Source organism: Amycolatopsis sp. NPDC039088, from assembly GCF_055598845.1.
Window position 1 is genome coordinate 121,646 of sequence record NZ_JBVKAE010000027.1, and the last position, 10,908, is coordinate 132,553.

Here is a 10,908-nt window from a genome sequence, read left to right on the forward strand (position 1 = left end):
GGCACCCGGTCGCGATTTCCCACGTGCGCCATTAGGACAGCGCTTGCTTGCCGCAATTCAGTCTCTTCTCCATTCCCTCCCATTCGCTATCCAGTGCCGTCATCGCTCCTCCGCTGAGGACAGCATGGCGCGGCCGGGTTCAACGCCGGTACATCCGCAGTTCGTGCGCCTGAGAGCCACCACCCGCGGAGAGCGGCTTGGCCAATGCGTCGACCGGGCTGGCAGGGTGGTGGTCGGCGGTGGCGGGATCACCGCCAGGTCATCAACGCGATCCTGTGGAAGTTGCGCACTGGTGCGCCCTGGCGTGACCTGCCTGATCGTTACGGGCCTTGGAAGACGGCGCATGAGCGGCTGCGGTTGTGGACCAAAGACGGCACCTGGGACCGGATTCTCGACCGGGTGATCGTCAAAGACGACGCCGTTGGCGACCTCGAGTGGATCGTTTCCGTCGATTCGAGTGTGGTCCGGGCGCACCAGCATGCCGCCGGTGCCCGGAAAAAGGGGGATGCAGCGACGGAATCGAAGCCCTCGCCCTCGACGGGGTAAGGACTCGGGCGGTCCCGTGGCGGGCTGAGCACCAAGATCCACTTGGTTGTGGACGGGCGGGGTCTGCCGATGCGGTTCCTGCTCACCCCGGGCCAGGCTGGCGACAACCCGCAGCTGGTTCCGCTGCTGGACGGCATCACCGTCGCCCGGATCGGTCCCGGCCGGCCACGCTGCCGACCGGAGACGGTGATCGCGGACAAGGCGTATTCGCATCCGTCAACCCGCCGGGCGATGCGAGACCGGCGGATCAGGTTCGTCAGTCCGGAACGGCATGACCAGATCGGCCGCCGCACAGCCAAAGGCCGCAGCGGCGGGCGACCACCAGCGTTCGACGCCGAGGCCTATAAACAGCGCAACGTGGTCGAACGGTGCTTCAACCGGCTCAAACAGTTCCGCGACCTGGCCACCCGCTACGCCAAACGCGCCGCCTACTACCAGGCCGAACTCACCATCGCCGCGATCGTGCTCTGGCTCCAATGACTTCTAACCGTCGTGGTAAGCAGCAGCTCAGGAGCGCCTGAGCGCTGTGTGGATGCAGTATGCGCCCCGGACGAGGCTTATACCCTCAGCACAGCCCCACCGCGCTAACGTAATGGACTCCGTGAGCGGCCCCATTGTCCAGCAGGCCGGTCAAGAGATCGGCTTAAACGCGACCGATATCGGCACGGCTGCGAAAACGGAGACGAAACGGAGCCCAATCGCGTCCGCTCCATGCCGGATGCGACCCCTAGATCTCCGACAAATCGGCAGGTCAAAGGCCATGTTGATCTTGAGCCGCCAAGGGGGCTCGAACCCCTGACCTTCTGTTTACAAGACAGATGCTCTACCAGCTGAGCTATAGCGGCCTCACCCGGGGCAGCCCGGGCAAGGCCAGTATATCGGCGCCCGCTCAGCCGTTCGCAGGGCGCACCCAGGGTTCCCCGGCCACGGTCCGGAAGGCGTGCGCGAAGGTGACGGCGGTCGCCGGGTCGCGGCGGTCGGCGACGTAGTACCAGTTCATCCGGACGGCGTCCGGCGTCACTTCGAGGACGCCGGGGCCGTGCGAGTCGAGTTCCACGAAGCGCACGTGCGGGTTCAGCGCGCGGATCGCGGCTTCGACCTTGAGGGAGCCGGTCCGCGGCGGGACGCCGAGCTGCTCGTCGATGTTGTCCGAGGTGACCGACGGGCAGACGAACTCGACCGCGACGCTCGTCCCGTCGCGCGGCACGTCGTTCGCCCACGACGAGTGGACGTCGCCGGTCAGGAACACCGTGTTGCCCCGGCCTCGTGCGGCGATGGCGTCCAGTACCCGGCGGCGGTCGGCGGTGTAGCCGTCCCACTGGTCGGTGTTCACCGTGGTCGGCTGGCCGTCGAGCAGGTCGCCGAGCGCGAGCCGTTCGCGGGTGGGCAGCTGGGGGATCTTGAGCGGCGTGACCATCACGGAATTCCCGATCACGTTCCATGACGCCGTGCCGTGCGCGAGGCCTTCGAGGAACCATTGCCGCTGGTCGGCGCCGAGGATCGTGCCCGCCGGGTCTTCGGCGGAGCCGGGCGCGGGCTGCCGGGTCCGGTAGGTCCGCAGGTCCAGCATGGTCAGGTCGGCCAGTTTTCCGAACTTCAGCCGCCGGTACAGCCTGTCCCCGCGATGCCGCACCGGCATCCATTCGAAGTACGCCTGGTGCGCCGCCCGCATCCGATCGAGCCAGCCGCCCTCGGTCGCCGGGTCGTGTGACGGCGACCCGCCGGACCAGGCGTTGTCGGCCGCCTCGTGGTCGTCCCAGGTGGCGATCATGGGATGGCGGGCATGAAGACGCCGAAGGTGTTCGTCGGTCTTGTACATCGCGTGACGCTGCCGGTAATCCGACAGTGTGATGAGCTCGTTGGGCGGCACGGAGGGCCGAAGATCACCGGCAGGGTTGGGATCCCCTTCGTAGAGGTAGTCACCCAGGTGAATGAAGGCGTCCAGATCGTCGCGACCGGCCAGATAGCCGTAGGGGGCGAAGTGACCGACAGCCCAGTTCGCGCACGAGACCACGCCGAAGCGCAACCGCGCGACGTCCTCCTCGTGGGCGGGCGCGGTGCGCGTCCGCCCGACCTGCGAGACCTTGCCTCGCGAAGTGAACCGGTAGAAGTACGCCGTCGAGGCGCACAGCCCGGCTGCCGTCACCTTCACCGTGTGGTCGCGTTCCGGCCCTGTCGTGACCTGACCGCGAGCGACGACGTCCGCGAATCCGGCGTCCTTCGCCACCTCCCACCGGACGTCCACCGACGGCCCCTTGCCGGATCCCGGAGCGGCGTCGGCCGACGGGGTGACCCGGGTCCAGAGGAGCACCGAATCGGGCATCGGGTCGCCCGAGGCCACGCCATGCGCGAAAACCGGAGCCTCCGCCCCGGTAGATGCACCCGAAAGGGTGAATGTCGCCGCTGTGCCGACCGCGGTGGCACCTGCCGCGCGAAGCATCGAACGCCTGGTCAAAGAAGACCCCATGACGTGCAGTGTGCCTCAGCTCGGCCTCGCCGCGATGATCTTGCCAAAACGTGGTGGACGCCACTTCGGGTTACCTGCAACGGTCGAGGCGCCGTGCCCGATGGTCCTCGGGAAAGTCCCGGCAAGCAGGCAACTAGAAGAGTGAGGAGGTGGATCGATCATGAAGATCAACGAGCGCACCAAGGGGGCCCAGCACGGCAGACGCGGTGTCGAGAAGAACCAGGACGAAACACCCGAACGTGGCGAATGGCTGCTGGAAGCACCGCGCCAGCGTGACGGTGAGCGATCGACCCACCAGACCCGCTCGCACCGCCCCAACCTGCTGCGCCGTCGCGCGTGGCAGATCCTCGAAGCCCCGGCGACCGAGCAGCCCGTCGTCGAGGGCGGCGAGGCGATGGGCCCGAAGCCGCCGGACGACTCGACGGTCAACTTCGTGCTGGACCTCGTCCTGCGCGTCGGCGAGGTCCAGATGTCGAGCGGCGCCGGTGCCTCCGACGTCACGGCGACGATCCTCGCGCTGACCTCCGCGCTCGGCCTCCCGCATTGCGAGGTCGACGTGATCTTCACGTCGATCACGGTGACCTGCCACCGCGGCACCGACATGGCGCCCGTGACGGCGCTTCGCGTGGTCCGCTCGCGCAGCCTCGACTACACCCGGCTCACCCAGACGGAGGTCCTGGTCCGAAGGATGGTCCGGGGGCACATCGGCGCCGAGGAGGCGCAGCAGGAACTCCAGCGGATCACGACCGCGCCGCACCCGTACCCCCGTTGGGTGGCCACGGCCGCCTGGGGCGGGCTGGCCGGGTTCATCACCCTGATCCTCGGCGGCAGCCTCGACGTCGCGCTGGTCGCGATGGTGATCAGCGCGGTCATCGACCGGCTCGGCCGGTTCCTCAACCGCTTCGCGTTGCCGTTCTTCTTCCAGCAGGTGATCGGCGGCCTGGTCGCGACCCTGTCCGCGATGGCGATAGTCAGCAGCGACCTGCTGACCACGAACAAACCGACGCTGGTCGTCGCGGCGGCGGTGACCGTGCTGCTGTCGGGTCTTTCCACGGTTTCCGCCGTGCAGGACGCCATCACCGGCTATTACGTCACCGCCGCCGGACGCACGATGGAAACCGCGTTGATGAGTGCCGGGCTGATCGCCGGCGTGGTACTCGCACTGAAGATCGCGCTGCTGCTCAAGATGCCGCTCACGCCGCTGCCCGAGGTGATCTCCTCGACGCCGCAACAACTTCCGATCATCGTCATCGGCAGCATCGGCGCGTCCGCGTGCTTCGCGCTCGCCTCGTATTCGACGCTGCGCGCGATGATCGTCGCGGGAGCGGCGGGTGCCATCGGCGGCGCGGTGTACGGCGCGTTGATGCTGACCGATTTCGAGGCCGTCAGCTCGTCCGCGGCGGCCGCCACACTGGTCGGCTTCTGCGGCGGCGTGCTCGCCAGGCGGCTCAAGGTGACACCGCTCGTGGTGGCTGTGTCAGGCATCACTCCCCTGCTCCCGGGTCTCTCCACCTATCGTGGTCTATACCAATTGGGCGTCGAACAGGGCGGCAACATCTCCACGTTGATGACCGCGGTCGCGATCGGGCTTGCCCTGGCAGCGGGTGTGGTACTCGGCGAATACCTGGCGCAGCCGGTGCGCACGGGTCTGGGCAGGCTCGAACGCAAATTCGCCGGGCCGCGGATGGCGGGTCCCATGGAACCCGCCGAACGACGCCTGGAGTGATCGCGCGACGACCGGCCGTCGCGCGAGCGCGCGATAGGGTTCTTCCCTAGGGCAGCGACCCGCGATTTTGAGGGAGCGGCTGGTGGACGACGGCATTCTTGAATCAACCCCGGTGGAGACGGGCAGAGCGGCTTCAGCGGACTTCGTCGTGGTGGCGAACCGCCTCCCGGTGGACCTCGAACGGACCGCCGACGGGAGCAGGCGCTGGACGGCGAGTCCCGGAGGGCTGGTGTCGGCGCTCGAGCCGTTCCTGCGGTCCCGCAAGGGCGCTTGGGTCGGCTGGCCGGGCGTGCCCGACGTCGAGGTCGAGGAATTCGACGACGACGGCCTGGTCCTCCACCCGGTCTCCCTGACCTCGGACGACGTCCGCGACTACTACGAGGGCTTCTCGAACGCGACGCTGTGGCCGCTGTACCACGATGTGGTGGCCCGGCCGGTGTTCGACCGGAGCTGGTGGGAGTCCTACGTCCGGGTGAACCGGCGCTTCGCCGAAGCGAGTGCGCAGGTCGCCGCCGAGGGCGCGACCGTGTGGATCCAGGACTACCAGTTGCAGCTGGTCCCGGCGATGCTCCGCGAGCTGCGCCCCGACCTCCGGATCGGGTTCTTCCTGCACATCCCGTTTCCCCCGGTCGAGTTGTTCATGCAGATGCCGTGGCGGACCGAAATCGTCCGCGGCCTGGTCGGCGCCGACCTCGTCGGTTTCCACCGACCGGGTGGCGCGCAGAACTTCCTGTGGCTGGCGCGGCAGCTGGCCGGTCTCGAATCCAGCCGGGGCGCGGTCGGTATCCGCACCCGCCCCGGTCTGATGCAGGTCGGCGACCGCACGGTGCGAGTCGGCGCGTTCCCGATCTCCATCGACGCCATCGGCCTCGACAAGCTCGCCAAGACCAAGGGCGTCGCCGAACGCGCCGCCCAGCTGCGGCGTGACCTCGGCAATCCGAAGAAGGTCCTGCTCGGCGTCGACAGGCTCGACTACACGAAGGGCATCGACCTGCGGCTGCAGGCGCTGCACGAGCTGCTGCACGAAGGCCGCGTCCGCCCGGAGGACGTCACGTTCGTCCAGCTGGCCACGCCGAGCCGCGAACGCGTCGAGCACTACCAGCGGATGCGCGGCGACATCGAGCAGATGGTCGGGCGGATCAACGGTGAATTCGCCCGGGTGGGTCGCCCGGTCGTGCACTATCTGCACCAATCGGTCAACCGGACGGAACTGGCCGCCTTCTTTTCGGCGGCCGACGTCATGGTGGTCACTCCTTTGCGTGACGGGATGAACCTCGTCTGCAAGGAGTACGTCGCCTGCCGCCACGACCTCGGCGGCGCGCTCGTGCTGTCCGAGTTCGCCGGTGCCGCGGCGGAGCTGACCAGTGCCCTCCTGGTCAACCCACATGACCTGGACGGGGTGAAGAACGCCTTGGAGACTGCCATTACGCTCGACCCCGCAGAGGGACGCCGCCGTATGCGCGCCATGCGTCGCCAAGTCCTCACGCACGACGTCGACCGCTGGGCGCGCTCGTTCCTCCAGGCGCTCGGCACCGAACCGGCCGACTGACTCTTCCCCCATACCCCGCATAGTCCCCGAGGAGAAATCGTTGACCGCCGAGGCACTGCCCGCCGAGCTGAGGCGCGCGATTGTCCAGGTCGCGCGCACGCCGCGGCTGCTGGTCGCCTGCGACTACGACGGCACCCTGGCTCCGATCACGGCCAATCCGGACGAAGCCCGGCCGCTGCCCGAATCGGTAGGCGCGCTCAGGTCGCTGGCCGGCCTGCACGAGACGACCACCGCGGTCATCTCCGGCCGCGCCTTGCGCGATCTCGCCACCCTGTCCCGTCTCCCGGCCGAGGTGAACCTGGTCGGCAGCCACGGGTCCGAGTTCGACATCGGCTTCATCCACGCGCTCGACGACAAGGCCCGCGAGCTGCACAGACGGCTTGAGGCCGAGCTGGAGAACCTGGTACTCGACGTGCCGGGCGTCTCGCTCGAGGTCAAGCCCGCGAGTATCGCGGTGCACGTCCGGCGTGCCGAGCACGAGGCAGGCCGCCGCGTGCTGCGCGAAGTCCACAATGGACCTTCGCAGTGGGAGGGCGTGTCCACGACCGACGGCAAGGAGGTCGTCGAGCTCGCGGTCGTCCAAACGGACAAGGGCCGCGCGCTGGACACCCTGCGCCACCAGGTCGGCGCGACCGCGGCGATCTTCCTCGGCGACGACGTCACCGACGAGAAGGCGTTCGCCCGGATCTCCGGCCCGGACCTGGGCGTGAAGGTCGGCGACGGCGAAAGCCTCGCGCAGTACCGGGTCCCGGACACCGTCGACGTCGCGCTGGTGCTCGCCTTCCTGCTCGAAGAGCGGCGGAACTGGCTCTACGGCGAACAGGCCCCGCCGATCGAGCGGCTGTCGATGCTGGCCAACGAGCGTTCGGTCGCGCTGGTCACGCCGGACGCCCGGCTGACCTGGCTGTGCCACCCCGGCCCCGACGCGCCCGCGATCTTCGCGGACCTGCTCGGCGGTGCCGCCGCCGGCCACTTCTCGATCAAACCGCACCGCAACGGCCTTCCGCTCGGGCAGCGCTACCTGCCGAACACCATGACGGTCGAGACTCGCTGGTCGCGGCTGCTCGTCACCGACTACATCGAGCCGGAGAGCCCCGCGCACCGCACGGACCTCGTCCGGGTGATCTCGGGTGAGGCGGCGGCGGAGATCGTGTTCGCGCCGCGGCCCGAATTCGGCGGCGTGCCGGTGAAGCTGGTCGCGCAGGGCGACGGACTCCTGGTGCAGGGCACTTCCGAACCGTTCGCGCTGCGTTCGCCTGGCGTGGAGTGGGAGATCACCTCCGACGGCATGAACGACACCGCGACGGCGCTGGTGACCCCCAGCCCGGAGAAGCCGGTGGTGCTCGAACTGCGCTGCGGCACCACGGATCTCGGACCGCACGAACTGTCCGAAGTGGAGCGACGGGCCCGCGCGGGCGACTACTGGAGCACCTGGGCGCAGACGCTCAAGCTGCCCAGCGTGCAGACCGACCTGGTCGGCCGTTCGGCGCTGACGTTGCGCGGGCTGGTCAACACCGACACCGGCGGCGTGCTCGCGGCGGCGACGTCGTCGCTGCCGGAGGAGATCGGCGGCGTCCGCAACTGGGACTACCGCTACTGCTGGATCCGTGACGCCGCCATGACCGTGCGTGAGCTGGTCCACCTCGGCTCGATCGAGGAGGCGGAGGGCTATCTCCGCTGGCTGCACGGTGTGCTGTCCACTTTGGCCGGTCCGGAACGGCTGCACCCGCTCTACACCTTGGCGGGCAGCGTGATCGGCGCCGAGGCGGTCATCGAGTCGCTGCCCGGATACGCCGGTTCGCGGCCCGTCCGCGTCGGCAACCTGGCGAACCACCAGGTGCAGCTGGACGTCTTCGGCCCGGTCGTCGAACTCGTGCAGACGCTGGCCGAGGCACGCGGCGAACTCCGCGACGAGGACTGGCAGATGGTGCGCGCGATGGCCGAGGCCGTCACGCGGCGCTGGAACGAGCCGGACCACGGCATCTGGGAGGAGCGGCACGTGCCGCGCCACCGGGTGTACTCGCGGGTGATGTGCTGGGTGACCATCGACAGGGCGATCAAGCTGGGCGAGGTCTACGGCCGCGAGGTGCCGGGCGCGTGGCCGTCGCTGCGCGACGAGATCGCCGCGGACGTGCTGGAGAAGGGCTGGAACGAAGAGGTCCAGGCCTTCACCACCGCCTACGACGGAACCGACCTCGACGCCGCGTCGCTGTTCGTCGGGCTGACCGGGTTGATCGACCCGGCCGATCCGCGGTTCCAGTCGACGGTGACCGCGATCGAGGCGGAGCTGCGCAGTGGGTCCACTGTGTACCGTTACCGCCGCGACGACGGGCTTCCCGGCGGTGAGGGCGGCTTCCACATCTGCGCGGCTTGGCTCATCGAGGCGTACCTGCTCACCGGGCGGCGCACCGAGGCCGAGGAACTGTTCACGCAGATCGTCGACGCCGCCGGCCCGACCGGCCTGCTGCCCGAGCAGTTCGACCCGATCGCGGAGCGCTCGCTGGGCAACCACCCGCAGGCGTATTCGCACATCGGGCTGATCCGCTGCGCGAACCTGCTTTCCCGCTAAGCCGCTTTACGTGTCACGAGGGGTCCCCATAGGACATTTTTCGTCCTATGGGGACCCCTTATGACCTTCAGCCACCGGCGACCGACGGAATGATCTGGAGCTCCTTCGCGTCGGCGAGCGAGGTCTTGACGCCGTCGAGCCGACGGCACTCCTCACCGTCCACATAGAAGTTCACGTAGCGCCGCAGCGCGCCGGTTTCGTTACGCAGACGGCGTTCCAGCGCGGGGAACTCGGCGCCGAGTGCGTCCAGTACGGCGCTGAGTGTCGGAGCGTCGACGTCGAACGTCTCCGCCCCACCGGCGAGCGGCCGCAACATCGCGGGCAGCAGGACGCGGACCATCTAGACCACCTGGGCCCGCACACACAGCACGTCCGGCAGATGCGCGGCCACCTGATGCCAGGTGTCGCCCTCGTCAGGACTGGCCCACACTTCACCTGACCGCGTGCCGAAGTAGATCCCCGCCTCTTGGTCGACGCACATCCCGTCCCGGAGCACACCGGCGTAGAAATCCTTGTCCGGTAAGCCGTTTCCGAGCCCTGTCCAGGTCTCGCCCGCGTCGTCGCTGCGGTAGACCCGGCAACGGCCGTCCGGTGGGAAGCGGAGAACGTCGGCCACCAAAGGAAAGTTGTAAATGGTGTCCGGTTTGGACGGATGGACGACCATGGCGAATCCGAAGTCGTTCGGCAGGCCGTCGGCGATGGACGTCCACGTCCTCGTGTCGTCGTCACTGCGGTAGACGCCGCCGTGGTTCTGCAGGAAGAACCGTTCCGGCCGGGCCGGATGCATCGCGACCTTGTGCACGCACTGGCCGAACTCGGGTTCCTCGTCGGGCAGGAAGTCCGCGCTGATCCCGCGATTCGACGCCGTCCAGCTCTTGCCGCCGTCCTCGGTGCGGTAGACACCGCCTGTCGACATGGCGACGGTGACCCGTTCCGGATCCGTGGGATGCGGCAAAATCGTGTGGATCATCTGGCCGCCGCCACCGGGAGACCAGTGTGGACGGTGCTCGTGCTCCCACAGACCCCGTACCAGTTCGAAGGTCTCGCCGCCGTCTTCGGACCGGAACAGGGCCGAGGGTTCGACACCCGCGTAAATGACATCGCCGGAGATCGCGATCTGCCAGATGCCTTCGAGCGCGGTGTCGGTGTCGGCGGGAAAGGCCACCGGGGCGTGATCGGGTTCCGACCAGGTCTCACCGAAGTCGTCGGACGTCGCGATCGTGGGGCCGAAATGCTCGTTGACCGCCGCGGCGTAGATCCGGGACGGGGTCAGCGCCACCGCCCGCACGGCTTCCATCGGGAACTTCGGGGTGGAGAGCGCCCAGTTCTCCCTGTCCTCGCTCGTGGCGAGGAACAGACCCTTCCTGGTTCCGATCCCCAGCTGGAACTCCACGACGATGGCCTCCTCGGTCGATACCTGTGACTCAGGTCACTCAGTACCGTACTCCGGGAGCCGCGTGGAGGCCCCGGCCCGCGGGGTTCGAGTGTGGAGGATTTGGGACGTTGAGCGTCCCCATTCCTTCATCGACGGCCCGCACCATGACGACGAGGTGCCCGACCTGCACGATGCCGACTTGCCGGGATAGCGCAGTGAAGGGGGCCTTCATGTACTTCCCTGACCGAGTCGGCAGGCACCGCCACACTGCTGACCACTCCACTACCCGTCCGACCGCGGCCACAGCCCCTACCAGGGCGAGCGTGTTGGAAGTCCGTGAAGGCCTCCTTCCCTACCCTGAAGGTCAGGGTCCCGGCAAAGTCACATAACTGCTGGTCGGCTCCATTGCTAGCGCGGGTCAAGGCGAACGTGTCGTGGCGGACCCGGCGGGAGCGGATTCACGCAAAAGGGGCCTCACCTGGCTCCCGACTGTCCATAAGGGACACTTCTCGGGACAAATGTGTCCGATTTGGGCGAGTTGTGGGGTTTGACGAGAGGGTCGTGAGTGATGTGGGTCGTTCTATTGATCCGTAAGGCAAATGTGGCATGATCGGGTGATGGTGGCGAGGGTTCGGGTGACGGATGCGCGGCGGCTTTCTCAGCAGTCGCAGGAGGA

6 protein-coding genes, 1 tRNA gene and 1 pseudogene are annotated in these 10,908 nt (G+C 68.1%); 4 read left to right on the top strand and 4 right to left on the bottom strand.

The genetic code is table 11. The features are described 5' to 3' along the window. Positions 1-204 precede the first annotated feature (204 nt). Positions 205-1,026 (top strand): annotated as a pseudogene (locus tag ACZ7KI_RS30355) (IS5 family transposase). A 292-nt stretch (positions 1,027-1,318) separates the two neighbouring features. On the opposite strand, the gene ACZ7KI_RS30360 reads toward ACZ7KI_RS30355, so the two are convergent. Then, positions 1,319-1,391: transfer RNA gene (locus ACZ7KI_RS30360), tRNA-Thr, on the bottom strand. 44 nt (positions 1,392-1,435) lie between these two features. Further along, complete coding sequence (locus ACZ7KI_RS30365) at positions 1,436-3,013, bottom strand: alkaline phosphatase D family protein (protein ID WP_470276477.1); 1,578 nt, start codon at positions 3,011-3,013, stop codon at positions 1,436-1,438. A gap of 160 nt (positions 3,014-3,173) precedes the next feature. Here ACZ7KI_RS30365 and ACZ7KI_RS30370 point away from each other — a divergent pair, with 160 nt between their 5' ends. The 3 genes from ACZ7KI_RS30370 to otsB all read left to right on the top strand — a co-directional run bounded on the left by ACZ7KI_RS30370 (position 3,174) and on the right by otsB (position 8,857). Then, a complete protein-coding gene (locus tag ACZ7KI_RS30370; RefSeq protein WP_470276478.1) occupies positions 3,174-4,739 on the top strand; it encodes a threonine/serine exporter family protein in 1,566 nt (521 codons plus the stop codon). A gap of 112 nt (positions 4,740-4,851) precedes the next feature. Next, a complete protein-coding gene (locus tag ACZ7KI_RS30375) occupies positions 4,852-6,288 on the top strand; it encodes an alpha,alpha-trehalose-phosphate synthase (UDP-forming) (RefSeq protein ID WP_470276479.1) in 1,437 nt (478 codons plus the stop codon). A 40-nt stretch (positions 6,289-6,328) separates the two neighbouring features. Then, positions 6,329-8,857 carry a trehalose-phosphatase gene (otsB, locus tag ACZ7KI_RS30380; RefSeq protein WP_470276480.1) on the top strand — a complete coding sequence of 843 codons (2,529 nt, stop codon included), beginning with the start codon at positions 6,329-6,331 and terminating at the stop codon, positions 8,855-8,857. A gap of 67 nt (positions 8,858-8,924) precedes the next feature. On the opposite strand, the gene ACZ7KI_RS30385 is transcribed toward otsB, so the two are convergent. After that, complete coding sequence (locus tag ACZ7KI_RS30385; RefSeq protein WP_470276481.1) at positions 8,925-9,197, bottom strand: MoaD/ThiS family protein; 273 nt, start codon at positions 9,195-9,197, stop codon at positions 8,925-8,927. Further along, positions 9,198-10,250: a WD40/YVTN/BNR-like repeat-containing protein gene (locus tag ACZ7KI_RS30390; protein ID WP_470276482.1), complete on the bottom strand. Its 1,053-nt coding sequence runs from the start codon at positions 10,248-10,250 to the stop codon at positions 9,198-9,200. Positions 10,251-10,908 lie beyond the last annotated feature (658 nt).